This window comes from Sorangium sp. So ce204 (genome assembly GCF_051526795.1).
Lineage (GTDB): Bacteria > Myxococcota_A > Polyangia > Polyangiales > Polyangiaceae > Sorangium > Sorangium cellulosum_B.
The window spans coordinates 7,697,443-7,723,613 of sequence record NZ_CP150317.1 but is presented as its reverse complement, the minus strand read 5'-3'; the positions used below and the strand labels follow the sequence as shown (position 1 = coordinate 7,723,613).

The 26,171-nt window shown below is 71.6% G+C and carries 25 protein-coding genes; 10 read left to right on the top strand and 15 right to left on the bottom strand.

Annotated elements, in window-relative coordinates; all coding sequences use genetic code 11:
- Positions 1 to 13: 13 nt before the first annotated feature.
- Complete coding sequence (locus tag WMF22_RS28710) at positions 14 to 994, bottom strand: LysR family transcriptional regulator (RefSeq protein WP_437293198.1); 981 nt, start codon at positions 992 to 994, stop codon at positions 14 to 16.
- Positions 995 to 1,246: 252 nt separating this feature from the next.
- Here WMF22_RS28710 and WMF22_RS28705 point away from each other — a divergent pair, with 252 nt between their 5' ends.
- Positions 1,247 to 1,795, top strand: coding sequence for an ester cyclase (locus WMF22_RS28705; protein WP_437293197.1), 549 nt, complete (start codon positions 1,247 to 1,249; stop codon positions 1,793 to 1,795).
- 24 nt (positions 1,796 to 1,819) lie between these two features.
- Here WMF22_RS28705 and WMF22_RS28700 read toward each other — a convergent pair whose 3' ends face one another.
- Together WMF22_RS28700 and WMF22_RS28695 are read right to left on the bottom strand one after the other, a co-directional pair.
- On the bottom strand, positions 1,820 to 2,854 hold the full coding sequence (locus WMF22_RS28700; RefSeq protein WP_438031846.1) for a methyltransferase: 1,035 nt from the start codon (positions 2,852 to 2,854) through the stop codon (positions 1,820 to 1,822).
- A 244-nt stretch (positions 2,855 to 3,098) separates the two neighbouring features.
- Positions 3,099 to 4,394: a hypothetical protein gene (locus WMF22_RS28695; protein WP_438031845.1), complete on the bottom strand. Its 1,296-nt coding sequence runs from the start codon at positions 4,392 to 4,394 to the stop codon at positions 3,099 to 3,101.
- A gap of 283 nt (positions 4,395 to 4,677) precedes the next feature.
- Between WMF22_RS28695 and WMF22_RS28690 the strand changes: the two genes are divergently transcribed.
- Entirely contained in the window at positions 4,678 to 5,316 is a 639-nt protein-coding gene (locus tag WMF22_RS28690) for a hypothetical protein (protein ID WP_437293194.1), read from the top strand.
- Positions 5,317 to 5,368: 52 nt separating this feature from the next.
- On the opposite strand, the gene WMF22_RS28685 is transcribed toward WMF22_RS28690, so the two are convergent.
- Together WMF22_RS28685 and WMF22_RS28680 are read right to left on the bottom strand one after the other, a co-directional pair.
- On the bottom strand, positions 5,369 to 6,670 hold the full coding sequence (locus WMF22_RS28685) for an expansin EXLX1 family cellulose-binding protein (protein WP_438031844.1): 1,302 nt from the start codon (positions 6,668 to 6,670) through the stop codon (positions 5,369 to 5,371).
- Positions 6,671 to 7,055: 385 nt separating this feature from the next.
- On the bottom strand, positions 7,056 to 7,799 hold the full coding sequence (locus tag WMF22_RS28680) for a formylglycine-generating enzyme family protein (protein ID WP_437293192.1): 744 nt from the start codon (positions 7,797 to 7,799) through the stop codon (positions 7,056 to 7,058).
- A gap of 180 nt (positions 7,800 to 7,979) precedes the next feature.
- Here WMF22_RS28680 and WMF22_RS28675 point away from each other — a divergent pair, with 180 nt between their 5' ends.
- From WMF22_RS28675 to WMF22_RS28665, 3 genes are all read left to right on the top strand, one after another.
- A complete protein-coding gene (locus tag WMF22_RS28675) occupies positions 7,980 to 8,753 on the top strand; it encodes a hypothetical protein (protein ID WP_438031843.1) in 774 nt (257 codons plus the stop codon).
- Between the two features lie 161 nt (positions 8,754 to 8,914).
- The gene (locus WMF22_RS28670; RefSeq protein WP_438031842.1) at positions 8,915 to 9,811 is read left to right on the top strand and encodes a hypothetical protein; all 897 of its coding nucleotides are present in this window, start codon (positions 8,915 to 8,917) and stop codon (positions 9,809 to 9,811) included.
- 12 nt (positions 9,812 to 9,823) lie between these two features.
- Positions 9,824 to 11,470 carry an NFACT RNA binding domain-containing protein gene (locus WMF22_RS28665; protein WP_438031841.1) on the top strand — a complete coding sequence of 549 codons (1,647 nt, stop codon included), beginning with the start codon at positions 9,824 to 9,826 and terminating at the stop codon, positions 11,468 to 11,470.
- Positions 11,471 to 11,555: 85 nt separating this feature from the next.
- On the opposite strand, the gene WMF22_RS28660 is transcribed toward WMF22_RS28665, so the two are convergent.
- The 7 genes from WMF22_RS28660 to WMF22_RS28630 form a co-directional block, all read right to left on the bottom strand.
- Positions 11,556 to 12,014, bottom strand: coding sequence for a tellurite resistance TerB family protein (locus WMF22_RS28660; protein WP_437293188.1), 459 nt, complete (start codon positions 12,012 to 12,014; stop codon positions 11,556 to 11,558).
- A 25-nt stretch (positions 12,015 to 12,039) separates the two neighbouring features.
- Positions 12,040 to 12,819, bottom strand: a complete 780-nt coding sequence (locus WMF22_RS28655) for a sensor histidine kinase (protein ID WP_437293187.1) — start codon at positions 12,817 to 12,819, stop codon at positions 12,040 to 12,042.
- A 263-nt stretch (positions 12,820 to 13,082) separates the two neighbouring features.
- Positions 13,083 to 13,214, bottom strand: a complete 132-nt coding sequence (locus WMF22_RS28650; protein ID WP_438031840.1) for a hypothetical protein — start codon at positions 13,212 to 13,214, stop codon at positions 13,083 to 13,085.
- Between the two features lie 81 nt (positions 13,215 to 13,295).
- Entirely contained in the window at positions 13,296 to 14,564 is a 1,269-nt protein-coding gene (locus WMF22_RS28645) for a lamin tail domain-containing protein (protein ID WP_438031839.1), read from the bottom strand.
- Positions 14,565 to 15,018: 454 nt separating this feature from the next.
- Positions 15,019 to 15,705 (bottom strand): translation initiation factor IF-2, encoded by a 687-nt coding sequence (locus tag WMF22_RS28640; RefSeq protein WP_438031838.1) that lies wholly within the window; start codon positions 15,703 to 15,705, stop codon positions 15,019 to 15,021.
- 710 nt (positions 15,706 to 16,415) lie between these two features.
- Complete coding sequence (locus WMF22_RS28635) at positions 16,416 to 16,910, bottom strand: DUF1801 domain-containing protein (RefSeq protein WP_438031837.1); 495 nt, start codon at positions 16,908 to 16,910, stop codon at positions 16,416 to 16,418.
- A 237-nt stretch (positions 16,911 to 17,147) separates the two neighbouring features.
- Positions 17,148 to 17,903, bottom strand: a complete 756-nt coding sequence (locus tag WMF22_RS28630) for an SDR family oxidoreductase (RefSeq protein WP_438031836.1) — start codon at positions 17,901 to 17,903, stop codon at positions 17,148 to 17,150.
- 234 nt (positions 17,904 to 18,137) lie between these two features.
- Here WMF22_RS28630 and WMF22_RS28625 point away from each other — a divergent pair, with 234 nt between their 5' ends.
- Complete coding sequence (locus WMF22_RS28625) at positions 18,138 to 18,983, top strand: helix-turn-helix domain-containing protein (protein ID WP_438031835.1); 846 nt, start codon at positions 18,138 to 18,140, stop codon at positions 18,981 to 18,983.
- A gap of 161 nt (positions 18,984 to 19,144) precedes the next feature.
- Entirely contained in the window at positions 19,145 to 19,519 is a 375-nt protein-coding gene (locus WMF22_RS28620; RefSeq protein WP_012237881.1) for a hypothetical protein, read from the top strand.
- Positions 19,520 to 19,762: 243 nt separating this feature from the next.
- Here the strand turns inward: WMF22_RS28620 and WMF22_RS28615 are convergent, their stop codons facing one another.
- Positions 19,763 to 20,800 carry a PA0069 family radical SAM protein gene (locus WMF22_RS28615; RefSeq protein WP_437293181.1) on the bottom strand — a complete coding sequence of 346 codons (1,038 nt, stop codon included), beginning with the start codon at positions 20,798 to 20,800 and terminating at the stop codon, positions 19,763 to 19,765.
- Between the two features lie 222 nt (positions 20,801 to 21,022).
- Here WMF22_RS28615 and WMF22_RS28610 point away from each other — a divergent pair, with 222 nt between their 5' ends.
- Complete coding sequence (locus tag WMF22_RS28610) at positions 21,023 to 21,445, top strand: cupin domain-containing protein (RefSeq protein WP_437293180.1); 423 nt, start codon at positions 21,023 to 21,025, stop codon at positions 21,443 to 21,445.
- Between the two features lie 117 nt (positions 21,446 to 21,562).
- On the opposite strand, the gene WMF22_RS28605 is transcribed toward WMF22_RS28610, so the two are convergent.
- Positions 21,563 to 22,009, bottom strand: a complete 447-nt coding sequence (locus WMF22_RS28605) for a CoA-binding protein (protein WP_437293179.1) — start codon at positions 22,007 to 22,009, stop codon at positions 21,563 to 21,565.
- A gap of 83 nt (positions 22,010 to 22,092) precedes the next feature.
- Here WMF22_RS28605 and WMF22_RS28600 point away from each other — a divergent pair, with 83 nt between their 5' ends.
- A complete protein-coding gene (locus WMF22_RS28600) occupies positions 22,093 to 23,283 on the top strand; it encodes a mechanosensitive ion channel family protein (RefSeq protein WP_437293178.1) in 1,191 nt (396 codons plus the stop codon).
- Positions 23,284 to 23,406: 123 nt separating this feature from the next.
- A complete protein-coding gene (locus tag WMF22_RS28595; RefSeq protein ID WP_438031834.1) occupies positions 23,407 to 24,369 on the top strand; it encodes an L-lactate dehydrogenase in 963 nt (320 codons plus the stop codon).
- Between the two features lie 74 nt (positions 24,370 to 24,443).
- On the opposite strand, the gene WMF22_RS28590 is transcribed toward WMF22_RS28595, so the two are convergent.
- Positions 24,444 to 25,970, bottom strand: a complete 1,527-nt coding sequence (locus tag WMF22_RS28590) for a hypothetical protein (protein ID WP_438031833.1) — start codon at positions 25,968 to 25,970, stop codon at positions 24,444 to 24,446.
- Positions 25,971 to 26,171 lie beyond the last annotated feature (201 nt).

Below are 26,171 nucleotides of genomic sequence, written 5' to 3'. Positions count from 1 at the left end.
GCGGGGGTGCTCCTCAGGCGCGTCGCTCGCCACGAGGCGATGGCGGCGGTGAAGGCGAGGACGGCGGCTCCGCGCGCGGCGTCGACGCGGCCAGCACCGCGGCCTCGTGCGCGGCGAAGCGCTGCTGGAGGAAGTCGACGAACAGCCGCGCCCTCGCGGGCAGGAAGCGCCGGCTCGGGTAGATGACGTTCACGGCCGAGCCCGGCGCGGGCAGGTCGGTGAGCAGCGGGACGAGGCGCCCGGCGTCGATGTCGGCGGCGACGTCCCAGATCGACTTGAAGGCGAGCCCATGGCCGGCCACGGCCCAGTCGCGCACCAGGTCGCCGCTGTCGGCCACGAGCCGTCCCGAGGGCCGGACGGTGTGGAGCCCCTGCTCGGTGCGGAAGGTCCACGAGAGGGCGCGCATGCCCGGGCGCTGCAGCACGATGCACTCGTGGTCGGCCAGGTCCGCGATCGTGCGCGGCCGCCCGCGCCGCGAGAGGTAGGCCGGCGCGCCGCAGACCACGCGGCGGCTCCGGGCCAGCCGGCGCGAGACGAGGCGGGAGTCGGCCAGCGCGCCGATGCGCACGGCCACGTCGACGCCGGCCTCGAACAGGTCCACCACGCGGTCCGACAGGCTGACGCGCACGCTGAGCCGCGGGTGCGCCGCCGCGAAGTCGGCCGCGGCCGGCCCCACCCACTGGCGGCCGAGATCCACCGGCGCCGACACGCGCAGGACGCCGCGCGCCTCGGCCTTTCCGGCGGTCACCGCGAGCTCGGCCTCGCTCACGTCGGCGAGGATGGCCATGCAGCGCTCGTGGTAGGTCGCGCCCTCGCCGGTGAGCGTGAGCCGCCGCGAGCTGCGCTGGAGGAGGCGCACGCCGAGCGCCGCCTCCAGCCGCGTCATGCGCTTGCTCGCCACCGCCGGCGAGAACCCGAGCTCGCGCCCCGCCGCCGACAGGCTGCCGCTCGCGACAGCGCACACGAACAGCTGCATGTCCTCGAGCTCGACCATCGCGCGCGCCCTCGGCGAACCCCGGAAGGGTAGGCGCGCCGGCGAACATCTTCAACTTTTTCGAAAAGCTGGTTCGGCCAGTGCGCTCGTTCTCCTTCGTGGAGGAAAGGATCAAGGTGTCCGTGTCGCCGCGCCAGGGCGGGCCCAGGACCCGCCGCGCTCGGCGCCGCGCCCCGCCGTGCCGGCGGCGCCTCCGGTCGGCGCGCGCGCGCTGACCGGCTGCCCGAGATCGCCGTTCGAAGGAGACACGTCATGAGAAAGCCCTTGTTGATCAGCGCCCTCTCCCTCTCGCTCTTCGCCGCCGCGGGCGCCTGCTATGTGCAGGGCGCCGGCGCGGAGGACCTGCCCTCGCCGCGGTCGATGGTCGTCGACGCGAGCCTGCCCAGGGCGCAGGCGGACGCGGAGATCCTCGCCGCGCGCCGCTTTTACGCGTTCTGGGGCACCGGCGACACGCGCTACCTCGACGCGGCGATCGCGCCGACGTTCACCGACCGCACCTTGCCCAAGGGGCGCCCGCAGGGCCCCGAGGGCCCGGCGTTCGCGTCGAAGAGCTTCCGCGCCGCGGTGCCGGACCTGAGCTGCGAGGTGGAGCAGCTGATCGTCGCCGGCGATCGCGTGGTGGCGCACCTGCGCTTTCGAGGCCGCTTCACCGGCGCCTTCGGCGACAGGAAGGGCGCCGGGCAGGCCGTGGACTTCCTCGCCACGGACATCCTGCGCGTGCAGGACGGTCGCATCACCGACAACTGGCACATCGAGGACAACCTGACGCTGCTCCAGCAGCTCGGCGTCGTGGCGCAGTGACCGCCGACGGGGGCGGAGCGGGCCTCAGCGATCGAGGGGCTTCCTCGCGCTGATGAGCGAGTACCCGGCGCACGACGGCGTGACCGATACGTCGTCGAATCCGCAGCCGCGGAGGAGCTCGTCGAGCTCGCCGGCCGTGAACTGCTTGCCGGGGGTCAGGATCACCATGTTCATGGAGCTCAGCGCCGCCGTGAGCGGGCCGTCCTGCCCGTCCGAGAGCAAGAGCTCGAAGACGAGGACCCGTCCGCCCGGCGGCAGCGCCTCGAAGCTGTGCCGGATCAGCTGCTGGCGGCGCGCGCTGTCCCAGTCATGGAGGACGTTGGCGAAGAAGATCGCGTCGTGACCCGGAGGCCACATGTCGCGGAACATGTCGAGCTCCAGCACGTCGATGCGATCCTCGAGGCCGTGCTCCGCGACGTACTGCCGCGTCGCCTTGCACACGGGCGGCAGCTCGGCGACCGTGAACCGGACCTCGGGGTTGTGCCGCGCCAGGGCGATGCTGAAGCAGCCGGAGCCGCCGGCGACGTCGAGCAGGCGGCGGGCGCCCGTGATGTCCGCCCTCTGCGCGAGCCCGACCGCGGTCGCGAAGGAGTGGCTGTGCATCGCGCGGGTGAAGGCGAACGCCTGCTCCTCCGGCAGGTCCGCCTGCGCCCACTCCTCCGTGATGACCTTGCCCTGGTCCCACGCGAGCGCCCCGTCCCGCCGCAGGAGCTCCAGCAAGGTGCCGTGCGAGATCGGAGCCTGGCGGAGCAGGCGCAGCATGTGGCCCCAGTAGAACGGCTTCGTCGGGAGCAAGAAGTTGCGGGACACCTCGGTGAGGTGGAACTTGCCACGAGACTGCACAAGGAGCCCCATCCCCGCCAGGGAGGCCAGGAGCGCCTCGGTCGCGCGGAGGCTGAGAGACAGCTTTCCGGCCAGCGCCGCGATGCTCGCAGGCTCTGGTTCGAGGAGCGGAAACACACCGAGCTCGTCGGCGACGCTGAGGATGGGCAGCTGATAGGCGGACATACAGAGCTGCCGCATCAGCGAGTCGTCACAGGTGGGTTTCTCGAGATCCATGGGCATCGATGGTTCCTCCTCTCTGCTCGAAAAGGGATGCGCACGCCTGAGCGGCCTGCGATCGAGCGATCACCTATAGCGGAGCTCGGTCGCTCCTGCCCAGGTGTCGCGTCTCTCTGAACCCTGGATCCCGCCTTTCTGACCGGTCAACAAGACGAGCGCGCGCCCTCCGGGCGTCACCGGGCCGAGCTGCTCTGTGGCTGCTCGGCGGCTCGCTTCGCCGGGAGCGCGACCGGCGCGCGGCTCACTTGGCCAGCTTGATCACCGACGCTGGCCGCTCGTCGGTGGCCCAGGTCGTCCAGTAGAGCGCGCCGCAGTCCTGGGCGAGATCTCGGATGTCCGCGCTGTCGGCGAGCGGCTCCGGCGCGCCGCCCGAGGCGCGCACCCGCTGGAGCTGCTCCTCGCGGCTGTACCAGTAAACAAAGGTGGAGTCTGCCAGCAGGCGCGTGGGGAAGTCCGTGGCCACGAGTGTGCCCGCTTCGGTACCGTCCTTGTTCGCGGCGTAGATGGCGTAGCCGCTGATCCAGAAGATCCGCTCGCCGACCGCGATGTCTCCGGGGAGATCGCCGTCGTGGATGGGGATCGACGCGACGATCTCGGTCTGGCCGGGCTCCCCGAGCGCCATCCGTCGAACGGTGCTGTGCGTCCCTCCGGGCTCGAGCTCGGTCCAGTAGAGATGGGTGGCGTCGAGCGCGAGGCCTCCGACGTACGTGTCCCGGTCGAAGACGGGGAAGCCTGTGTGATCGGTCGCGTCGGCCCGCGCCGCCCAGATGCGCTTCGGGACATCGCGCGCGTCGGGATCCTGCTCCGGGTCCTCGATCACGCCGGTGCTCCAGTAGACCCAGCCGCCGCCGGCCACGGGCCGCCGGTAGCCCGCCGCTCCCTGGGCGCTGGCGACCGTCGAGACGGTGACATTCCCCGTGAGCGGCATCCGGTACACGCCCGGCTCGGTCTCGTCGGTGATGAGCAGCGAGCCCTCCGAGCGCGCGAGCATGGTCGCGAGCGAGTCGAGCACCACCAGCGGCTCGGTCGAGCCGGAAGCCGCCTTTTCGGTCGCGAAAATCGTGTTCCCGTAGCCGCTCGCCCAGAGCACGCGTCCCTCGTCCCCGTCCCCATCCACGACGAGGCCGATCGCTTCGTGCTCCTCGTCGTTGGCCGTGGCGAGGACGACAGGCAGACACCTGCCCTCCTCGCAGGCGCCGCCCAGGCAGCTCCTGCCGGGCACACAGCAGTTCTCCGGATCGGAGAGGTAATCGTTGTCCCCGTCGGCGGCCTGGCACGCGCCCGGCGCGCGCCCTGTGAACGGCTCAAACGGGCACTCCGCGGAGGGCCCGCCGGCCGCGCCGCCCCCGCCCCCGCCGGCCCCCGAGCCTGCGCTCGCGGTGGCCCCTGCGCCCCCGGAGCTGCCCGAGCTGCCCGCGCCGCCTGCCGCGGGATCTCCGCTGGCTTCTCCGTCGGGGATCCCCCAGATCGCGTTGCAGCCGAGCGCCGTGCTCAGGGCGGCGCTCGCCGCCAGGCCGGTCCAACAGGTTGGTCGCATCGCGGTACTCTAGCGCCGCGTGCTTCCAGCGGAGAAGCCGGACGCGCGCGCGATGTCGGTTTCTGATCGACACGCGCCGACTCCCGCCGGCAGGCAGACGCTCGAGGCGCCAGGGCCGCTGCCACGGTTGGAATTTGGCGACCACCTCGTCCACCATCACGCGATTGCGTCGCGTGCGGTCACATGCTTTCTAGTCTCTTCGTCAATCGCTCGCGCGGCGAGCGCCGCGTGACCAGCACCATCATGAAGAGGTACCTTGCTTTATCACAACGATTCGCTTCGATTGGTCCTTTGCCTGGCGCTCGGGCTCTCGGCGGCGGCTTGCTCCGATGACGGGTCCACGGGCACTGGCGGCGGTGCCGCCTCCAGCACGACCGGCAGCGGCGGCGGCTCCAGCCAGGCCAGCAGCGGCGGCGGCTCAAGCCAGGGCGGCGGCGGCGCTGGCGAGGGGGGCGGCGGCGCGGCCGGCACAGGGGGTGAGGGCGGCGGCGGCGCGCCGGCCGGCACAGGGGGTGAGGGCGGCGGCGGTGCGGCCGGCGCGGGGGGAGAGGGCGGCGGCGCGCCCCCGGGCGATCCCGCCTGCGGCGCGGACACCGCGGCGTTCGCCGACGTGGAGCCCATCCTGACGAGGAGCTGCGCGAACCAGTACTGCCACGGCAACGCCGGCGCGCCGTCCGGCGGGCTCGACCTCCGCGCGAGCGCGGCCGTCGGCAGGCTCGTCGAGCAGGACAGCGCGTCCTGCTCCCGCGAGCAGGCGCTCGTCGTGCCGTTCAAGCCGAGCAGCAGCTATGTCATGAACAAGCTGAAGGATGTCGGCCTGTGCGACCCTGACGAGAGCAGGATGCCGCCGAGCGCGCCGCTGCCCGAGGCCGATATCAAGACGATCAACGACTGGATCTGCGCAGGCGCTCCCTCCCGCTGAGCTCTGCCGCGTCACGATCGTCGATGCGACAGCGCCTGCCGGCGCACGCCGATCACTGGCAAACCGGGAACTGCGACGAGGTGAGTTGCTCGGCGGTGGTGGTGTTGATCGTGGTCTCGATCGTCTTGCCGAGGACGTCGGTCACACGGACACGCCAGGGCCCTTGCCCCATGTTGCCGCTGCCGACGCGCCAGTAGTTGTACGGCTGCCGCGTGGCCTCCGTCCAGCGCCCGCCGACGTACACCTCGAGCTTGCGCACCGGGGTGCGATGGCCCTGCACGCGGAGCTCGTTCCACCAGGCGTTGCCCGGCTCCTTCAACACGATGGATACGTTCTCCTCGACGGGGCACGGGACGTATTTCCACGAGATCTCGCCCCTGACTCCGCCGTTGCCGGTCCCCAGATACCCCTCGTCGAGCGCGCCGATCTGCGCAAAGGCCTCCTTGCTCAGATCGATGTGCCCGGCCTTGCATTTGGGGTTGCTCGCCGTCGGGCATTGATCGACGACCGTCGCCACGACCTTGCGCCCATCGTCGCGGCTCACCTCGACGCAGGCGCCGCACGCGGCCGCGGTGTTGTAGTCCGCGGTGTTCAGCGCGGCGAAATACCGCCCTCCGCCGGTCGCGACGTGGCCGATGGTGTCCGGATTGCGCTGCTGGATGGGCAAGCTGCAGTTCACCTGGGCGGTGCCCTGGTCGAGGGAGTACCAGGTCGCAGAGCCGTTGCCGCTCGTGTAGCTCGGCAGCGGTATCGAGCAGGTATCGCTGCTTCCGCCGGCGCCCGTGGATCCTCCGCTGCCGCCGCTTCCTCCTGCCCCGCCGGCGCCGCCAGCGCCGCCGGCGCTGCCGGTGCTGCTCGAGCTGCTCGAACTGGAGCTGCTCGAGCTGCTCGAACTGGAGCTGCTCGAGCTGCTCGAACCCCCTCCCGTCTTGGTCACCGACACCAGCGTCGGCCGGTAGTTGCTTCCGGTCGCGTTCGCGCAGAACCCGAAGCTGACAGAGCTTCCGACCGGGATGGCGGGGCTGCCGGAGCGCGGACTCACCGTCAGGGTCGAGCCGCTCTGGCTCGACACCGCGTTCCACAAACTGCTCACGGCGGCCTGATTGAGGTTGATCACGACGGTCCACGACGTCACCGGGGCGGTTCCATCGTTCGCGACGATCACGCTGGCGCAGTAGCCGCTCCCCCAGTCCGACGGCATCGTCAGCGCTGCGGGCGTGAGCCCGTCGGTCGTCACCACAGCCCCGTACAGCGCGTCCGCCTCCTCCTCGCCCCCTGTCGCGACGGTGCACGCGGCGGCGACCAGACCAAAGAAAGATATCGCAACAGCGGAACGACAAGCTCCCAATCGCATCCTGATTCTCCAAGTCATCGGGGCGCCGAGAGGGCGCGCCGGACGATGTAATAGACACGGATTGGCCATCTGACCATCGCCTGATGGTCAGTTAGATCGTTTTGACAGACAATAACTCTGAAATGTTCGTCCGCGGCCGGAGAGCACCCGCGGATCCGTCGAACATTTCACCTCGATCACAACAGCCTGCGCTGGCGTCGATTGTCCACATCAGGCGCCATGGGCTCCCACGGTGCCACCAAGACGGCAAGTGTGCATGCGTCGAAGGGGCCGCGTTCGCTCCGCGACGCGGGGCTTCGCTCGGCGTGACTTCCATCCGGTCTCCTCCGCTCCGTGCGCTCGGGCAACCGACTCTCTCGCCGGTTCGCCCTCGGGGGACGCGGTGCTACGGCCCTGGCTGCGGATCCTTGCAGCAGCGAAACCCGATCTCGTAGAACCGGAACATCGGTCCATGCGAGTCGTTGGTCCCCCGGCACCCCGCCCACGGCTTGGACCAGTAGCCGCCCTTCAGCGACGAGCGGTGTGGCCACTCGGGTCGCGAGGTCGACACCCACTCTTCGACGTTGCCGACCAGGTCGACCACGCCGTACGGGCTCACGCACGCTGGATACGAGCCCGACGGCTCCCCCTGCCAGAGCCGCTGCGTCTCGGCGGCCCGCACCGCCGGGTCGGCGGACGCGAGCCGCCGCTCGCTGATCCCTCGGTACGGCTTGCTGACGTTGCAGGCGGCCGGATCGTGCGCGTAGCCGTAGGGGAAGGGGAGCGCGGACGGCCCCTCGCAGGCGAGCTCCCACTCGAACTCGGTGCAGAGGCGCTTGCCGACGGCGGCGCACTCCCGCTCGGCCTCGATGAAGCGGAGCATCACGACCGGCAGCGCGCCGGCCCGGTTCGGCCACTCGTGGCGGTCCATGCACGTGCGCACCGGCGTGAAGCGCGGCTCGGCGGCGAACAGGCCGGGGAAGAAGCCGAAGCAGTGGCCGCCGCGGTAGCTCGTGCAGATCCGCTGCACGTTCTCGGCGTGGGTGCCCTCGACGAGCACCATGTCGGACGGGCAGGACGCCGCGGGTCCGGGCCGGGGCGGCGCGTCGGCCTGGGCGAGCAGCGGGGCGAGCAGGAGGTCGAGGAGCACGCGGCGGGTCTCTATCGCAAAGCCGCGCGGCGGACGAGGGGCCGCGCGGCGCCTCGCCTCGATCCGCGGCCGTCGCGCCCCGCGGCCGTCGCGCCCCGCGGCCGTCGCGCCCGTGCCGCGCTCGCGCTCGGGCGCCCACCTGGGGTACTCTCGCGGTCTATGCGAATGGCGCTGCTCAGGATGCGCGCCGCTGCGCTCGCCGCCCTGGCGTGGGGAAGCGCCTGCGGTGGCAACGTGGTGGTCGACGGGATGCCGGACGGGTCAGGAGGCGCCGGGGCGACGGGCTCCAGCGCGATCAGCACGGGCGCGTTCGGCTCCAGCGCGATCAGCACGGGCGCGGTCAGCGCTGTCAGCGTCGGCGTGGGCGGTTCCACCTCGGTGACCGTCGGCGTGGGCGGTTCCACCTCGGTGACCGTCGGCGTGGGCGGCTCCAGCGCGACCTGGATGGCCACGTCGGGGACAGGGAGCGCCTCGACCGGGGCCGGCGGCGGCGATGCCTGGTCGGCGTGCATGAAGTTCTGCGATACCTATACAAGGGCCTGCGAGCAGGCGGAGCCGGGGCAGCAGTGCGAGGGCTTCTGTAAGGGGTATGTGAACGAGGTGCCCCAGTGCAACGAGCCGCTCGCGCTGTTCTTCGACTGCGCGACGAACGGCAGCATCGACTGCGACTTCGTCCTGGAACGGTGCCGGCCGTTCCTGGCCGAGTACGACGCGTGCCGGGCCGGCGGCGGCTGCGCGCCGCTCGAGTGCTTCGCCGATCGCAACCGGGCCTGCTCCTGCAAGGGCTCGTGCCCGAACGCCGAGTTCGCGGTCGAGTGCCGCCCCGACATGCGCAACGGGATCGTCTGCTCCTGTTTCGTCAACGGCGACGAGCTGGCCAGGTGCGAGGATCTCGGCCCGGCGTGCGACCTCGCCCATGGCTGTTGCGAGCCGTTCTTCGACGAGTTTCGCTGAGGGGAGCCCGCGGCGTTCGCCGTGGAGGGCCAGCCGGGGAGCGCGGCGCAGCGCTCGCCGTGACGATCGCGCGCTGCGTGGGGGCGCGGGTCGACGCTGCGCTCGCGCCCGGGCGCGCTCCTGGGGTACTCTTGCGGCTCATGGGAATGACGATGCTCGGGATGCGTACCGCTGCGCTCGCCGCCCTGGCGTGGGGGAGCGCGTGTGGTGGCAACGTCGTCGTCGATGGGATGCCCGACGGATCAGGAGGCGCCGGGGTGACGAGCTCCAGCGCGAGCAGCACGGGCGCGCTCGGCTCCAGCGCGATCAGCACGGGTACGGTCGCCGCAAGCGCGGTCAGCGTCGGCGTGGGCGGCACCAGCGTGGGCGGCTCCAGCGTGGGCGGCTCCGGCGTGGGCGGCACCAGCGTGGGCGGCTCCGGCGTGGGCGGCTCCGGCGTGGGCGGCTCCACCGGGGTGACCGTCGGCGGGGGCGGCACCAGCGCGGTCGGCACCGGCGCGGGTGGCACCGGCGGGAACGGCTCCAGCGCGGTCAGCTCCAGCGCGACCTGGATGGCCACGTCGGGGACAGCGAGCGCCTCCACCGGGGCGGGCGGCGGCGAGGCCTGGTCGGCGTGCGTCCGCTTCTGCGAGCGCTACGAGGAGGCGTGCGGGGCGTTGGAGCCGGGCGGCTGCGGGACGATGTGTGAGACGGAGCTGGACCAGGCGCCCCGGTGCAACGATCTGCTCATCCCGTACTTCGACTGTCTGATGAACGGCAGGCTCGACTGCAACCTCATCGGGCCCCGGTGCCAGAGGTTCCTGGACGAGTACAACGTGTGCGCGAACGGCGGCGGTTGCGCGGAGATCACGTGCGCCGGCGATCCCGGCGGGGCCTGCAGTTGCAAGGGAGCGTGCCGGGGCGTCGTCGTCGCGGCCGAGTGCCGCCCCCAGCGCGTCGGCAGGACCCTCTGCTCCTGCTTCGTCAACGGTGAAGAGGTGGCCTCGTGCGAGGACCGCGGCGAGACCTGCGAGCTCGGGCTTCGCTGCTGCGGGCCGTACTTCGAAGCGTTGCGCTGAGGGGCACGAGCGGTGAACGACCACACGGAGGGCGCGGCGCAGGGTGGGGCGCTCGCCGAGGCGCTCGCGCGCTGCGTGGGGGCGCGGATCGACGCGGCGCACGCGAACCCGGCGACGGGGCTCGTCGCGCTCGCCGTCTACGGCGGGACGCGGCGCGTGCTCGGCGCCGGCATCGGGCCGCGCGTTTCAGGGGTAGGGATCCTGCCGAGGTTGCCCCGGCTCCGCGCCGGCGCGTCGCACCCGCTCGTCGCCGCCATGAGGGCGCACCTGGTCGGCCGCCGCGTGCTGGCGATCGAGGTGCGGGGCGACGGCATCGTGATCGTCGCGGGGGATGATGATGCGGTCACGGTGGAAAATGACCGAAAGAGTGAAGGTGGCGCACCCAGGTTGGGGTTGGCCGAACCCGAACCCGGGTTGGGGCCGGCGGTCATGGTGGAAAATGACCGAGGAGGTGCAGAGGGCGCACCCAGGTTGGGGTTGGCCGCGCCCGAACCCGGGTTGGGGTCGGCGGCGGTTCCCGAACCCGGGTTGGGGCCGGCGGGGCCGGCGGCGCCCCCACCCAGGTTGGGGTCGTCCCCGGGAGCGCGGCTGGAGCTCATGCCGGGACGCCGCGGCGAGGCGCGGCTGCTCGACGCCGCCGGCCACCTGATCCTCCGCTGGCCGCCTCAGGGGGGCGCCCCGCAGGCGGCGGTCGCTTACCCGGCGGATCCGCTGGCCGCCGGCGCGGCGCTCGTCGAGGCGAGCGACGACGCCGCCGCCGGGCAGGAGAAGGCGGCGCTCGCGCGCGCCGTGAAGGCGCGGCGCGCGGCGCTCGAGCGCAGGGCCGAGGCGGTGCGCGGCGATCTCGGGCGGCTGGGCAGCGTCGCGCGCCTGCAGAAGACGGGGCAGCTCCTGCTCGCGCAGGGCGCCCGTGTGCCGCGGGGCGCCGCGAAGGCGCTCCTCGACGACTGGGAGACCGGCGGCAAGATCGAGGTCGCGCTCGACCCGTCGCGCCCCGCCAAGGCGCAGGCCGAGGCCTTCTTCGCCAAGGCGCGGCGCTACCAGCGCGGCGAGGCGGTGATGCGCGCGCGCCTCGCCGAGACCGAGCGCGCCCTCTCGGCGATCGCCGCGCTCGAGGCGGACGTCGCCGCGGCGGAGGCGCGGCCCGAGTCGCTCGAGCCGCTCGCGCAGCGCGCCCGCTCCCTCGGCGTGTCGCGCGCGGAGCTCGCCGGTGAGCCCGGGAAGTCCGGCGCCCGCGCCCTCGGGGCCGGGCGGCCCGCGCCGCGGCGGCCGTTCCACGCCTACCGCAGCGCGTCCGGCGCGGCGATCCTCGTCGGCCGGGGCGCCGAGGACAACGACGCGCTGACGACGAAGCACGCGCGGCCGCACGACCTCTGGCTTCACGCGAAGGGCGTCACGGGCTCGCACGTCGTCGTGCCGCTCGCGAAGGGGGCGAGCTGCCCCGCGGACGTGCTGGTGGACGCCGCGACCCTGGCGGCGCATTTCAGCGACGCGCGCGGCGAGGCGGTGTGCGAGGTGAGCTACGTCCAGCGCCGCTACGTGCGCAAGCCGCGCGGCGCGGCCCCGGGCGCGGTGGTCTTCGACCGGGAGAAGGTCATCGCCGTCCGCATCGAGGAAGGCCGCCTCTCGCGGCTGCTCGCGACCAAGCAAGAGGGCTGACGCCGCGCGCGGCCGGCGGGGGCCACGTCCGGCGGCGCAGCGCTTCGCCCCCCGGCGGAGCCCGCGCCGCTGGCGGGGGCCGCCGTCAGGTCGCGAACGCCGCCCGGACCTGCTCGTTCAGCTGATCGAGCCGGCGCGCGGGGAGCTCGGCCGCGCGGGCGAGCGACTCGATGACCGCGCGCTCCGCGTCGGAGATCCCCTCGCTCGCGTGGGCGACCGCCAGCGCGATGATGATGCCCTCCTCCACCGCGTCGCAGTCCATGAGGATCTCCGCGAGCAGGCGCACCCGCGGCTCGACGCCCGCCGCGGCGATCACCTTCAGGCTCGCCTCGATGAGGTAGCGGACGAGCTCGACGTCGAGCTGGGCGCCGAGCATCGGCTCGATGAGCTGGCGCAGGGCGTCGATCTCCTCGGCGTCGACGGTGCCGTCGGCGTTCGCCACGAGCGCGCCGAGGTCGACGATCGGGGTCGGGTTGTACTCGTTGAGATCGAAGCGGGCGCGGAGCAACCCGGCCGCCTGCTGGACCAACTCGGGAGGCTTCATGTCCCCACCGCCCCGGCGATTCGCCTCATGACTGACCACCTTTCGGGCCGCGGCGCCGCACCGCCTCGGATTCGCTGAGGCCGAGGCAGAGCTGCGCCCGGAGCGCGCGCAGCCGCGCGAGCACCTCGGCCGATGCCGACTCCGCCTCGGCCCGCTCGATGGTCGCGTCGAGCGTCGCGAGCCTGCCTGTCTGGAGCGCCTTGAGCGAGTACGTCATCTGCACGAACGTGTCGAACAGGTCGCCGAGCTCATCGCCCTTTCGCAGCCCCTCTCCGATGGTGAGCCGCGTCGTGCCGACCTGGCGGCAGAGGCGCTTCAGCTGGTGGACCGGCCCCACGATGCGCTGGGTGATGAAGATCCCGAGCACGCCGAGGACGGCGAGGAGGAACGCGCCGCCGCCGACGAGGATGCCGAGGAGGCGACCTTGCAGCGCCTCGACGTCGGCGCGGCGCCTGGCGACCTCCGCCAGGTTGCGCTCGTACTCGCGGTTCGTCTTCTCGAGCTCCTCGTCGAGGGTGCTGCCGAGGTCAGCGCCGTCGCCGCCCAGGGCGGCGGTGCTCATCTTGAGGATCTTGGCGCTGTTCGCCGCCTCTTTGAGCGCGAGCTCCGCCTGGGTCGCCGCGTAGCGCGCCTGTTCGTTCGCGACGCTCGCGGTCTGCCAGATGACGAGTCCGAGCGCCACCATGACGGCGAGCACCACCGAGACCAGGAGCCCGGTGTATTTGAGCTGGAATCGCGGGTTCAGGAGCAGCTTGCGGCGGGATGCCGGGCGGGCCGTGGCGCGATCCTGGGCAGGTGAGGTCATGAGGGCTCGTCAGCGGGCGCGCGACATCGCCGCGTGTCCAAGATAGACCAGGAGCGGGTCGCGCCAGTGCGACCCCCCACGAAAACGCACTGCGGTCTCCGTGGTACAGCATTCCGTGCGCCGGTCGCAAGGCCCAATCCGCGGGCGGGGCTCCGACGCGGTTCGCGGCCTGTGAGGGCCATGAGGCCGCGGCGCTGGTTGTCCGGGGCCGGCGCGGCGCCGCCGCAGCGACGCGCGTGATGTCGGCGCACCCTGCAAGGGTATCATGTGTGCTTCTGTCGGGCCCAGTCGGGGCACAGGCGGTCGTCGGCGTCGCGCGAGGCGTCGTTCGGCCCCGCCCAGCTCAGGGAGAGCAGCGGCACGGGAGCCCCGGTGATTCCCGATCTCGACGTCATGAGTGATGAGCTCGACAGGGGCTCAGGGGTGGTGTTCGTTCCGGCGCCCGAGGCGCTGCCGCTCCACCACGCGGCCTTCCGTCACTGGAGGCAACCGCAAGCGAGCGAGCCTTCGCGCAGGGAAAAGCCGTCGTCGTCGGCGTCGTCGGTCCAGAAGAACGGCTTGACGCCGCCGCTGCACTCCGCGTCCGGCGCGAGCGCGATGCCTTCGTTGTTGGAGTCCGGCAGCCCGCTGGGGGGCCTGAAACGCCGCTCCAGCACGAAGCGCCCGAGCGCGCCGTCGATACCGAACACGGCGGATTGGTTGTCGCACGTGTCGTCGCAGTGAGCCCACAAGCTCCCGGTGTCACGGTCGAGCTCGAGCCCCATCACGCCCTCGAGCGGCGTCGAGATGCTGGCCACCAAGGTGGCCGCGCCGCTGTCGTGATTCAGCGCGAGAGCGTACACCTTGCCGGTCTCTTCCACGCCCACCAGAAACAGGCCGCCGCCGTGCTCGCCGTAGTCGCTCGGGACGTAAGCTCGGGCCTTGCTCTCGTCGAAGAAGTGGCGCGCCGTGAGCAAGCTGTCAGCTGCCCAGGTGACCGCTTCCAAACCTGCGTTCGCGTTGACCTCGGGCAAGAGCGCGGTGAGGTTCCACTCGTGCGTCGCGGTCAGCGTCGCTCCGGCGGCCGTCACATCGTAGCGCAATACGGACAGCCGGCTCACGGACGGATCGTCCGTGTCGCGCTCGGCGCACACGTAGACGCCCGCGGCGCTCGTGGCGGCGAGCGTCACTCCCTCCGCGTCGGGGGTGCCCCTGCTGTTCGGGTAACGTAGCCGTTTGCCGGAGGCCCAGCCATTGGACGTGTCCGGCGCGTAGCTCGCTCCGCTCTTCAACAACCGAAACAGCCTGGCGGCGAGGTTGTCGGTCGCCCACAGCACGCCGGGCGCCTCGTAGGTCAGCCCGCTCAGATCGCTCTCGAACGCGTCCTCGCTGTCGAGCGTGTGTACCTCGGCCTTGCCAGGCCACGGCGACAGCTGCGTCGAGCCCGCCGGGCACGCGCCGGCGCCGCCCGCCCCCGCGCTCGCACCGCCGGCGCCGGCGCTGTCGGCAGCCCCGGCGGCGCCGCCGGCGTTCGGGCTGCCCGCCACGCCGGTCGAGCCCGCGACAGCCGCAGCGCCGCCGCCCATTCCCGCGCCGCCTGCTTGTGCTGCGCTCCCGCTCGATCCTCCTGCCGCGGGCGAGGCGCCGGAAGCCGACGTACCGCCTGCTCCGCCCGACGGCGCTGGCAGAGGCGGCTCGCTCGACCCGCTGCCGCACGCGGCCAGCCATGCCATCGCGACGACGGTCGCGTGAGCCCGGAGGTTCATCGTCCTCTTCCCCTCGGCATTGAGCTCTCGCCAACCGGTCGCCGGCACCGAGCAACGATAACACTCGAGCTCGCCGCGTCACAACGGCCGACAGTCGAGATCCTCCGCGCGAGCGCCAGCGTGGTGGAATATTGCACGGCCGAGTGGACTCGTTCGATCTGTTGGGTTTTCTAGCCGGCTCAGGGGCTCGTCCCCTGTGGGTGATGTCAAGAACCAGCAGATCGAACGAGTTTACTCGGCTGTGTAACGCCAGGGCGACGAGGGGCTAGAGCGACAAACGGGTTGAAGCCGCACGCAAACAGCGAGAAGTTGAGACGCCAGGAGACGCCAGGAGACGCCAAGAGACGCCAAGATTTATTGTTTTCTTGGCGTCTTCTGGCGTCTTCTGGCGTCTTCTGGCGTCTTCTGGCGCCTTAGCGTCTCATTTCTCGGGTTTCTAAGCTGAATCGGTGTTCTAGCGCAGCGGGGCCATGTCCCGCATCAGATAGTCGATGCAGGACTCCCAGGTGGAGGGCTCGAGGAGCTGCGCGAGCTCGTCGGATGAGCCGCCGAGCGCCGCTTCTTCACCCGTGCCCATCGCATCCATGAGCCGCCGCAACCTGGCGCCGTCGCCGCGAACGAAGCAGCGGACCATGCTGGCCGCTTGCACATAGAACATCAGGGCATCGTCCGTGCGGAGCGTGTAGGGGACCGCCTGCTCCATCACCTGCAGGGGCATCGGAGCGTCCCTCACCTGCTCGAGCCTGGCCGGGTCGAGCCACCATGTCTCTCGCGCGATAACCATGGCAATGCCCTCCTGCGCCCAGGCCGGCCCCAGCATGCCATGGCTCATCAGCACGTGATGCGTGTACTCGTGCACGACGCTGGTCCGAGTGTCCGCGCGCGTCGTGACCACGTGCAGCGCGCCGTCGTAAAAGGCGACCACGCCGCGGTTGGTGCAGGCAGCCGCCGTGAGCAGGTCCGTATCAAGGTACGCGAAGACGTCAGGGCGCTCGGCTTTGAGCTCCAGCCCGTAGAACACCTCCCGTTCCGCATGCTCGAGGTGATCGAGGAGGGGCAGGTGTGCGTCGTCCGGCAGCCTGGGGTCGACGTACAGGCGCCCTGCATCTCCCCACGTCTCGTGGCGGAAGTGGGAGACCAACGTCTCTTGCGCGCCGGCTGCCTCGCTCGGGTCCGTGCACAGCCCGGGCTGTAACCTCCGCCGGAACGCGGACTGCTCCCGCCGGCGCGCGTGGCGCGGCGCGGCGGCTGGCGTCGTGGGGGCATCGTGGATCGGACGCTCGATCGGCTCCTCATCGATGGGGGCAGACGGGGGCTCCTGGGGGGCTCGATCTTCCGGACTGCGCGCCGACGCCCGCGGCGGTATCGGCTCGGCGGGAGGCTTGCCAGGCGCCGGCCGGCTCGGGACGGAGATGGCGGTGGGCTGCAGCGCGGGAGGGGAGGGTGGCTCGGGTGCGGAGGCGCCAGCTCGGACCACCGGCGGTCGCGGCCGCTGCGGGGTGGGGGTGCTCACGATACCTGAGGCCCACGCGATCACCGCGATGACCATGATGAATCCGAGGCCGAGCGCGAGGCGGCGAGCACGTGTCACGGTGTGGTGATGGCAATCATTGCGCCGTGTTGATTCATGGGATTCGAGGTGCGGCACGCGGCTCGTGCTGCGTTATGGTAGACAAATCGTCGAACGCAAGCAGCATTGTCGCCGATCTGTCGCGAGCCAACCTGGTTTGCGCACCGCCGCAGGGTCAATAGCGGCGTCCGAGGCCGCTCGCCGGTCATCCAGGATGCTCTCGCGTTGCACCGTCGCGGACGGATACGCTTGGCCCCGTTCGCCCGCTACCAGCGCAGGGGTCAGATCCATCGGAGCCACGCGCGTAGCACGGACTCCAGCGCCGCCTGCTTTGCCTGGACGTCCTCTCCGTCGCTGAACGTCACGAGGCAGCGATCCTTGGCGAGCCACTCCAGCAAGCCAGCCGGGTCCGCGATCTCGAGCCCCTTCGCCGCTGTGTCCTTCACCTTGGCTCCGAGGTGAAGGACGAGCCGGACGCGGTCCTTTGCGCGCAAGTTGAACGTGGCGAAATGCTCGGTTGTCCGGAAGCTCGGCGCGTTCCACTTGATCTCCTCGCGGATCGCCGGGCTGACGCCCAGGATGACCTGCCGGAGGGCCACGATCGCCTCTTTCCGCGGATGATCCAGCTCGCGCAGGAACGCAACGACGGCCGGGCTCTCCTGCACGCCAGCGGGCGCGGCGGGCGCTCCGGGGGCCTCCCGAGGCTCGCGCCTCTCGGGCGACCCCTTCTGCGCCTTCGCGCGCGGCTTGCTCGGCTTCTCGGTTATGCGCTTCATGATGTGTTGTGCGCCTGACTCGACGGCCCGAGCTCCAGCGCCCTTTCAGGGGATCTCGCGTGACCCGACGCGCTCAGGGTGAGAAAAGCCGAACCGACGCGGGGATGTCAAGGCGGTGAGGTCCAGGTGCGGCGCCGCCGACCTTTGCACGCCCGGCTTTCACGTATGCGCAGGGGCCGAGGACGTCGCCCGCCGCTCGCCCACGGGCGGCCTCCTGCCGTCCACACAGCGGCCGTGTCAGGCCGCGACGAGCCCGCCGTCGATGGGCAGGGCGACCCCGGTCACGAACGACGCTTCGTCGCTCGCCAGGAAGAGGGCCACCCGAGCCGGCTCGATCGGGTCCGCGAACCGGCCGATCGGGTGGCTCGCGAGGACGTGTTGCTCCACGGCCCCGTCCTTTATCCACCTGTCGAACATCGCGGTGCGCGTGCCCCCGGGGCAAATGGCGTTCACCCGCACGTTGCGAGCAGCGAAATCGATGGCCGCGACCTTGGTCAGCCCGATGACGCCGTGCTTCGACGTCACGTACGCGGACAGACCAGGCGTCGCCACGAGGCCTCCGACGGAGGACGTGTTGACGATCGCGCCCCCGCCGGCCTTGAGCATCGCCGGGATCTGGAACTTCATCGACAGGAAGACGCCCTTCAGGTTGATGTCGATCACGCGATCCCACTCGTCCTCCTCGAGCTCGGGCAGGCTCTTGACGACCTGCTCCACGCCTGCGTTGTTGAACGCGACGTCGAGCCGCCCGTACCTCTTCACGGCGGCTGCGACCATGGCGGCGCAGTCGGCCGCGCGCGACACGTCCGTCGGAACGAAGATGGCGTCTCCCCCTCGGGCGACGATCTCCGCGGCCGTCCTCTCGCCCTCGGCCACCCGGCGAGCGGCGATGACCACCTTGGCGCCTTCCTGGGCGAACAGCAGCGCTGCGGCCTTGCCGATCCCCATGTTTCCACCCGTGATGAGCGCGACTTTGTCTTGCAACCGTCCCATAGGATTCGCTCCGGATCTGTGGGCCTGATGAGCGACAGGCCATGTCATGCCAGCGCGCGGCGCCGAGGCGCTCCGCCGCGCGTCGAGGAGGGCAGCGGAGCGCCTGCGACCTCGGGACGGAGGATGTCCACCCTCCGCCGGCGCGGCTTGGGCAAAATTGACGGGACCCGCGCAGCGCGCGATCCGCGGAAATGGGCCTGGCGCAGCGCGCGTCGGCCCACTACGATCCCGAGCATGCCGAGCGCTCTGCCAGTCGGCGATCCGGACGATCGGCTGCGTATCGAGATCGTGCGACCGAAGGCGCTCTCCGGCGTGACCGTGGCCCGCTGCCGCAGCGATGCTCGGCGCCACCGCTCCGTGAAGGACCGCTTCGCCTCGGTCTCGTTCACGGCCGGCCAGTGCGCGTGGTGGGCGCGCGGGCGCGCCTGGACGGCGAAGCCGGGCGCGCTCGCCCTCATGCTCCCGGGTGAGGTGCATCGCGAGGAGAGCCGCGATGGGCCGGCGCGCTTCCAGGTGGTGCTCTTCGACGACGCGCTGCTCGACGAAGCGCGCCTCTCGCTCGGAGGCCGGCCCTTCGCGCCCCCGCCAGGCCTGTTTCTCGAACGCGGAGAGCCCGAGGGCGCGCCGCTCCTCACCCTGCACGCGCTCGTCCGCGAGGGCGACGCCGAGCCCCTCGCGCTCCAGACCGCGCTCGCCGAGTCGCTGCGCTCCGTCGTCGCGCTCACCAGTCCGGGCCACGCCGGGCGCGGACGCCCGTACGCCTGGGGCGCCCCCCTGCGCCGCGCCTTCGAGCTCATCCGCGAGCGCTTCGTCACCGCGCTCTCCCTCGACGAGATCGCTCTGCACGTGGGGCTCGACAAGTTCCAGCTCATCCGCGCGTTTCGCGACCAGCTCGGCGTGACGCCGTATGCCTATGTGACGCAGCTGCGCATCGGTCGCGCCCGAGCGCTCCTCACGCGGGGCGTGCCGCCGTCCGAGATCGCCGCGCGCGTCGGCCTCTACGACCAGAGCCAGCTCAACCGGCATTTCAAGCGCATCGTCGGCATCACGCCGGGACAGTTCGCGCGCGCCGTGGTGTGAGCGAACGACGCGGATCACGCTCACGCCGCGCGACGCGCAGCACAGCCGCGACGCACAAAATGGAGGGCCGCCCCAGGCGAAGCTTCCACGAGCCACGATCGGCTGTATGCTCTCGGGCATGAAGGACCCGAAGCACCTGCCCCGACCCGAGGGCCAGGCTCATGGCTGGTGAATCCTGCGGCATCTGCGGCGGCGACGGCCGCATCGCCAACTCGTTCTCCGGCACCACCGCCACCTGTCCGGGCTGCCACGGCACCGGCCGGCGCTCGGACGACACCGGCTTCCGCGACGTCACCAAGACGAAGCCTTCCCACTTCCGGCAGCCGAACAAGCAGGCGGCCGTCCAGAAGCCGGAGGGACCTGCGTCGCTGGAGGGCATCCAGCTCGCCAGGGAGGTGAACGCGGCTGCTCATCTCTCCAGCGGGACGAAGGCCAAGCTCACGCTCGAGATCATGGAGCATGAGGCCACCCACGGAAAGTGCACCCAGACCTTCATCAAGAAGGTTCGCAAGCAGCTCCGTCCGCCCGGATCGTGATCGGGCATGTCGATGGGGCGCTGCCGCCGCGACGACGGTCGCGTGAGACCGGAGGTTCATCGCGCTCGCGGTGCTTTCTTCTGAGGCGCCTGGAACAGCTCCTGCTGGGGGGTTAACCCTGCTTCGGCCTCGTGTCGGCCTGCGGCTCCAACCACCCTTGGTAGAGCTCCGGCGGCATCACCAGCGGCATGCGGTCATTCACCTCGGCGGCTTGGGCGTTCGGCGCGGTCATCCTCTCCACCTTCACAGGTCGAACAGCGTTCCCTGCCGGCTCGGCCGCCTGAACGTCGACTCGCCCTCTCGCTCGATGTACTCGCCGCTGCCGCGCGCCACGTTGAGCCCGAGTCGCTGGCAGTGGACCTCGAAGAGCCGCTGGATCGCCGCCCAGCGCGGGCCCGCGCCCTGGAAGCGCGCGCCGAAGGCGGCCTCGTTCATCTTGCCGCCGCGCATCTCCTGGATGCCGCGGCGGACCTTGGCGGCGCGGTCCGGGAAGGCCTCCTCGAGGCGCTCGTCGAAGACCGGGAGCACCTCGCGCGGCAGGCGCAGCGGCATCATGAACGCGCTCTCCGCGCCAGCGGCCCGGGCGCGCTCCAGGAGCTCCGGGACATCGCTGTCGTTCAGGCCGGGGATCATCGGCGACAGCGAGATCCCCGTCGGCACCCCCGCGTCGGAGAGCGCCCGCATCGCCTCGAAGCGCAGCGACGAGCGGCTCGCATACGGCTCCATCTTGCGCGCCACCGCGTCGTCGGCGAACGGGATGCTGAAATGGACCCGGGCGCGCGCCCGGCGCGAAAGCTCGCCGAGCAGCGCGGCGTCGCGCCGCACGAGCGCGCCCTTCGTGATGAGCCCGACCGGGTTCCTGAACGCGAGGCACACCTCGAGGCAGCGGCGGGTGAGCTCGTAGCTCGCCTCGAGCGGCTGGTAGCAATCGACGTTGCCCGAGAACACGATCGTGTCTCCCTGCCAGCTCGGCTTGTTGAGCTCCTTCTCGAGCAGCTCGGGCGCATTCGACTTGACCACGATCTTGCGGTCGAAATCCGTCCCGGCGCCCCACCCGAGGTACTGGTGCGACGGCCGGGCATAGCAGTACGCGCACGCGTGGAGGCAGCCCCGGTACGGGTTGACGCTGTACCGGAATGGAAGATCGGGGCTGTCGTTCGCGGTCACGATGGAGCGGGCCTGCTCCTCGAAGATCTGCAGCGTCGCCGGGGGCGCCTCTTCGAGGTACTCGACCTGCGTCGACGACCATGGGTTCGGAGGGTTGTTCACGGGGCGCGGCATGGTGCGGAGTACTCCGGGGCGAAGAGGCGAGCGCGGCGAGCGCAGTCTAGCGCGTCCCGGTCGGGATGGGAGCGTTTGTTCAGTAGAGCCCGGCGGGCTCCGTCGGGGCGCCTGGGACGCACCGGTCGCGCCGGCGGGGAGGCCACGGCGGGAAGAGCGGATTGACGCGGTGGGGGAGCCCTGCTGGCATGGACGCCCTCAGTCGAGACGGGGGAGGGAAAGATGGCCGAGCCGAGACAGCCTGGGTTCGATCTCCGCAGCACGTACCTGCACCTCGCGGACGCGGGGGATGCGCTGCAGATCGAGGTGAAGCCGACGTTCTGGCAAGAGCTCATGTCCGACGAGCCGGCGGGCGCCGACATCCGGCGGGTCAAGCGCGTGGATGGCTGGCTCGTGACGCGGTTTCACATGGCCGAGGACACGGCCCGGTGGGAGATGCACCCCGCCGGGGACGAGATCCTGTACCTCCTCTCGGGCGCGATCGACGTGGTGCTGCAGGACCAGGGCGGCGAGCGGGTCGTCGCGCTGCGCGCGGGGACGGCGTGCACGGTGCCGCAAGGGGTGTGGCACCGGATGATCGTCCACGAGCCGGGGGATTTCTTGGCGATCACGTTCGGCAAGGGGACGCAGCACCGCGCGGTGTAGTCGCCCCACGCCGAGCCCGCCGTCCGACAACCCGGGGCCGAGCCGCGCCGGGCCGCCGCAGCGCGCGGTGGATGGGAGTCGCCGAGGAAGTCGATGTCCTCGACGACGTTCGACGCCTCAGCCCTGCCCTGCGTGGCGGCGGTGCTCCACCATCAGGCAGCGGTCCTGCACGACCAGGATGCCCGCCTCGACCAGCCGCTCGGCGACCTGGTCGTTCCGGATGCCGCTCTGCAGCCAGACGGCGCGCGGCCGGGCGGCGAGCAGGTCGTCGAGGTGCCCGGCGACGTCCTGGCCCCGCCGGAAGACATCGACGATGTCGATGGGGCCCGGGATGTCGGCCACCCGGCGATAGACCTGCTGGCCGAGGATGGTCTTCACGTCAGGGTAGTAGACAGGGACCGGGAGCACCTCCACTCCCGCGCCCTGCAGATAGCTGGCCACGTAGAACGCTGGCTGATCCGACTGCGCCTCGGTCTTGATGCCGAGCACGGCGACCCGCCGCGCCGAGCGCACCAGCTCCGCCACCCGGGCGTCGTCGTCGCTTATATCGCGAATGTCGTCCATGGAGGGAGTCTACGCCCCCGGGCGCGGCTCGGCGACGGATCCCCGCGCGCGGGTCGTGGCAGAGTTGTGGCAGACTCGGCCGCGTGAACCTCGACCGGCTCCCCGCGCTCTGGGCCGACCTCATCCGCTCTCCCGCCTCGATGCCCGTCGCGCTGGCGATCTCGGCCTCCGTCCTCGCGCTCGGCTTCGTCGTCTACCGCCTGGTCTTCGCCTCGCTCTCGCGCCTCGCGGGCGCCACGCAGACGTCGCTGGACGACCTCCTGGTCCGCCGCATGCGGCTGCCGGCGCGCATGCTCGTCGCGCTGCTCGCGCTGCACGCGTTCATCTCCCTCCGCGGGGGAGAGCTGCCCACGCTCCACAAGGGCGTGCTCCTCCTGGAGCTCACCCTCGCCGCGTACCTCGCCATCGAGATCGCCGAGACCCTGATCATCGACTACTGGCTCGCCGAGCGCCGGAAGGTGCTGCTCCCGGCGCTGGTGCGGCACCTCCTGCTCACGATCCTCTACCTGGTCGCCGGCCTCTCGATCGTCGGCGCGGTCACCGGGGTCGACCTCGTGCCGCTGCTCGCGACCTCGACCGTCATCACGGTGGTCCTCGGCCTGGCGCTGCAGGACACCCTGGGCAACCTGTTCGCCGGGCTCGCCTTGCACTCCGAGCGCTCGTTCGGCGTCGGGGACTGGATCCTCGTCGACGGGGTCGAGGGGCAGGTGATCTACGTGGGGTGGCGCTCCACGCGCCTCCGGACGTTCTCCGGAGACGTGGTGATCCTGCCGAACTCGATCATCGCCAAGGCGCGCGTCCAGAACTTCTGCGCGCCGGACCGGAACTGCGCGCGCAACATCGAGATGCTCGTCGCGCTCGCCGCCCCGCCCGAGGCCGTGGAGCGCGCCGCGCAGCGCGCCTGCAGCGAGGTGCCCGAGGTGCTGCGCCAGCCCGCGCCCAGGCTCTGGCTCGCCGCCGTCACGCCGCTCTTCCAGCGCTACGTCATCAAGTTCTGGATCGCCGACTTCGAGCGCCACGATCTCTTGGAGTCCGAGGTCATGAAGGCGTTCTTCCGCGCGTGCCGCGACGAGGGCGTGGCGCTCAGCCCCGCCGCGGCGCAGCCGGCCCTCGCCATCGAGATACGGCCCCCGGCTGGCGCCCCGGGGCTCGCAGAGGGCGCCGGATGGCCCGCCGGCGCCGCGGTGCCCGCCGCCGACCCGAGGGCGGCGCCGGCGGTCCTGCCGGCGATCGTCGTGGCGCCGGCCGCCCCGGCGCCGGACGGTCACCGCTGAGCCCGCGCGGGCTCAGGTCGTGGCGCCGGCCGCCCCGGCGCCGGACGGTCACCGCTGAGCCCGCGCGGGCTCAGCGGCCCGATTTGCCTTGGTGCACCCGCCCCGCCGCGGTACCCCGGCGGTATGCCTGACGAGCAATCCGTCTCTCCCAGCAAGGTCGCGATCGTGGGGGCTGGCAGCGTCGGCGCGACGATCGCCTATGCGTGCCTGCTCCGCGGCGTGGCGAAGCAGATCGCCCTGTTCGACGTGAACCGGGCCAAGGTCGGCGCCGAGGTGCTCGACCTCAACCATGGGCTGCAGTTCGTCCCGGCGGCCACGCTCGATGGCAGCGATGACGTCGAGGTCTGCCGCGGGGCGGACGTCGTCGTGATCACCGCCGGCGCGAAGCAGAAGCCCGGGCAGAGCCGGATGGACCTCGCCACCGCGAACGTCGCGATATGCCGCGAGCTGCTGCCGAGGCTCCTGGCCGTCGCGCCGGACGCGCTCTACCTGCTCGTCACCAACCCGGTCGACGTGATCACGTATGTCACGCTCAAGCTGACAGGCCTCCCGCCCGCCCGGGTGATCGGCAGCGGCACGGTGCTCGACAGCAGCCGGTTCAGGTTCCTCATCGCGAGGCAGCTCGACGTGGCCGTGCAGAACGTCCACGCGTACATCGCGGGAGAGCACGGGGACAGCGAGGTGCCGCTGTGGAGCAGCGCGAGCGTGGCGAACATTCCGCTCGACGCGTGGTCGGTGCCCGGCCACGGCCACCTCGGCGCGACCGAGCGGGCGGAGATCTTCTCCAACGTGAAGAACGCCGCCGCCCAGGTGATCTCCGGCAAGGGCGCGACGAACTACGCTATCGGCCTCGCGACCGCCAAGATCCTGGAGGCCCTGCTCCGCGACGAGAACCGCGTGCTGCCCGTCAGCAGCCTGCTGAGCGGCTATCGCGGGATCGACGATGTCTGCCTGAGCGTGCCGTGCATCGTGAACCGGTCCGGCGTCGAGTCACAGCTGCCCATCCCGATGAGCTCCGAGGAGGAGGCCGGCGTCCGGGCCAGCGCGGACACGATCCGCAACGCGATCCGAGCGCTCGGATTCTGACGCGACCCCGTGCGGCCGTTGCCCATCTTCAAATAGGCCTTCCTCGAGCTGTGCTGCGTGGCGGCGGCCGCGGCTCACGGCGCGCAGCGCGTCCCTGTCTTGAAGCTCCAGCATGCGGCGCTGACGCCGGCGTGGCCTGCGCTGGATGAAGACTCGAGTCCTCCCAGACCGCCTTCACCCGGCTCTCCAGGGATGAACTCCTTCAACGACGGCATGGCAGCAGGGGCGGCGTCGTAGGCGATGCCGATCGCATGTCCGCCGCGCCCGCCGCCTCCGGGGCCGCCATCGCCGCCGCGACCGCCCATCCCCCCAGCCCCGTTGTCGGGCGCATTCGCATCGTTCCGGGTCGTGCCGCCCGGTGCGCCTCGCCCCCCTTCTCCGCCGCTTTGCCCTGCGGCGCCGGTTCCTCCATGGCCGCCATGACCCACCGTGACGGTCACATCGGCCAGGCCCAGCTTCGTCCCGACGCTCACGATGCCGATGCTGGACCCGCCGGCCCTCCCGCCGGCGCCGCCCTTGCCGCCGCATCCCCCTGCGCCTCCACCCCCACCGCCCGGGGCAGCGCCGTCTGCCGGACGCCCGTCGATGAAGGTGCAAACGACGCCCAGCACGCGTGCGCCGGCGCCCCCTCCGCCTCCCTGGCCCGGCTTGCCGGGCTGGCCGGGGGCGCCGTTGCCGTCCGTGATGCCGGCGAGGGTCAGCCTCCCGTCATGGCCGCCTTCGCCAGGCGTCCCGCTGGCGCCAGTGGCACCGGCGATGCCTGCCTGGCGGGTTCCCGAGGCGTCGACCGTGCCTCCAAACCCGTCCGGGGGTGTGCTCGCGAGCGGCTTGCCGCCCTCACCGGGTTGCGCGGGTGTGGAGGGCAGACTCACGGCAAGGGGCGACGTCTCCCCGGTCCCGCCCGCGCCACCATCGGTGACCACGTCACCGCACGTCATCCGTCCGGGCTCACCACCGCGCGCGGGAACCACGCAGGCATTCGTCGGCGCGTGCGCGCCCTCTGCCGGCGCGTCCCCCCCGGCGTCCGCCGCGGTCGCCTCCGGCTCACCGTCGGCGCCGGGCATGCCGTCGCCGGCCCGCACCTCGAGGTGGCTCAGCTCGGCCGCGATGTCCGCCACGGCAACCGCGATGGACGACCCGCCGGGCTCCGTCGCGCTCGCCGCGGAGATCACGAATCCATGCACCTTCGCCCCGTTCGCGGCGTCCGTCAGGGTCAGCGCGATCTGTCCCGCCGGCCCCGCGATCGTGCTCTTCGCATCCGAGCTCTGCTTCCATTCTCCATTGCACGTGAAGTCCCCGCGCACCTCGATCCCCGCGGGCAGCGTCACGGCCTCGGCGAAAGGATGGCCGGCGCATGCGCAAACCGTCCCGCCCTTCGCGTCGTCGATCGCCTCTTGCAGCCGCGCGTAGGGAGCGTCGCGCGTCCCGGCGCCTCCAGGCGCGGCGCTCGCGCTCGCGAACACGTCGCACCCGACGACGGGCGTCGGTCCTTCAGGCTCCTCGTACATTCGCGCCCGCTGGCACGCTGTCGCGCACAATGCCGCAGCGAGCACGGCGGCGCACCGGAATCGATGCGTCTTCTTCAACGGATTGCATCGCATGAAGTCGCTCCTCCGTGTCGCTGGTCGAGCACCTTGACGACCCACCCGTCCTCTTCAGCCGCGACATGCGCCCCTCTCGCGGCGGAGCCAGCGCGCCGTGAACGGACCGCATCGGGTAGGCCGCGCCGGACGCAGCTCGACGTCCAGCGGTGTTGCTCCCCCGCAGGTGCCTCGCGATCGATGGTGGTCCGGTGCCACGCT

What these genes read in the sequence shown, in the direction of transcription:
- WMF22_RS28635 (WP_438031837.1), bottom strand. Translation starts at nt 16,910, where the DNA reads ATGAAGCGCATAACCGAGAAGCCGAGCAAGCCGCGCGCGAAGGCGCAG.
- WMF22_RS28620 (WP_012237881.1), top strand. Translation starts at nt 19,145, where the DNA reads ATGGCTGGTGAATCCTGCGGCATCTGCGGCGGCGACGGCCGCATCGCC.
- WMF22_RS28590 (WP_438031833.1), bottom strand. Translation starts at nt 25,970, where the DNA reads ATGCGATGCAATCCGTTGAAGAAGACGCATCGATTCCGGTGCGCCGCC.
- WMF22_RS28700 (WP_438031846.1), bottom strand. Translation starts at nt 2,854, where the DNA reads ATGGATCTCGAGAAACCCACCTGTGACGACTCGCTGATGCGGCAGCTC.
- WMF22_RS28695 (WP_438031845.1), bottom strand. Translation starts at nt 4,394, where the DNA reads ATGCGACCAACCTGTTGGACCGGCCTGGCGGCGAGCGCCGCCCTGAGC.
- WMF22_RS28670 (WP_438031842.1), top strand. Translation starts at nt 8,915, where the DNA reads ATGCGTACCGCTGCGCTCGCCGCCCTGGCGTGGGGGAGCGCGTGTGGT.
- WMF22_RS28710 (WP_437293198.1), bottom strand. Translation starts at nt 994, where the DNA reads ATGGTCGAGCTCGAGGACATGCAGCTGTTCGTGTGCGCTGTCGCGAGC.
- WMF22_RS28660 (WP_437293188.1), bottom strand. Translation starts at nt 12,014, where the DNA reads ATGAAGCCTCCCGAGTTGGTCCAGCAGGCGGCCGGGTTGCTCCGCGCC.
- WMF22_RS28650 (WP_438031840.1), bottom strand. Translation starts at nt 13,214, where the DNA reads ATGACGTCGAGATCGGGAATCACCGGGGCTCCCGTGCCGCTGCTCTCC.
- WMF22_RS28655 (WP_437293187.1), bottom strand. Translation starts at nt 12,819, where the DNA reads ATGACCTCACCTGCCCAGGATCGCGCCACGGCCCGCCCGGCATCCCGC.
- WMF22_RS28595 (WP_438031834.1), top strand. Translation starts at nt 23,407, where the DNA reads ATGCCTGACGAGCAATCCGTCTCTCCCAGCAAGGTCGCGATCGTGGGG.
- WMF22_RS28625 (WP_438031835.1), top strand. Translation starts at nt 18,138, where the DNA reads ATGCCGAGCGCTCTGCCAGTCGGCGATCCGGACGATCGGCTGCGTATC.
- WMF22_RS28605 (WP_437293179.1), bottom strand. Translation starts at nt 22,009, where the DNA reads ATGGACGACATTCGCGATATAAGCGACGACGACGCCCGGGTGGCGGAG.
- WMF22_RS28610 (WP_437293180.1), top strand. Translation starts at nt 21,023, where the DNA reads ATGGCCGAGCCGAGACAGCCTGGGTTCGATCTCCGCAGCACGTACCTG.
- WMF22_RS28685 (WP_438031844.1), bottom strand. Translation starts at nt 6,670, where the DNA reads ATGCGATTGGGAGCTTGTCGTTCCGCTGTTGCGATATCTTTCTTTGGT.
- WMF22_RS28705 (WP_437293197.1), top strand. Translation starts at nt 1,247, where the DNA reads ATGAGAAAGCCCTTGTTGATCAGCGCCCTCTCCCTCTCGCTCTTCGCC.
- WMF22_RS28675 (WP_438031843.1), top strand. Translation starts at nt 7,980, where the DNA reads ATGCGCGCCGCTGCGCTCGCCGCCCTGGCGTGGGGAAGCGCCTGCGGT.
- WMF22_RS28615 (WP_437293181.1), bottom strand. Translation starts at nt 20,800, where the DNA reads ATGCCGCGCCCCGTGAACAACCCTCCGAACCCATGGTCGTCGACGCAG.
- WMF22_RS28630 (WP_438031836.1), bottom strand. Translation starts at nt 17,903, where the DNA reads ATGGGACGGTTGCAAGACAAAGTCGCGCTCATCACGGGTGGAAACATG.
- WMF22_RS28645 (WP_438031839.1), bottom strand. Translation starts at nt 14,564, where the DNA reads ATGAACCTCCGGGCTCACGCGACCGTCGTCGCGATGGCATGGCTGGCC.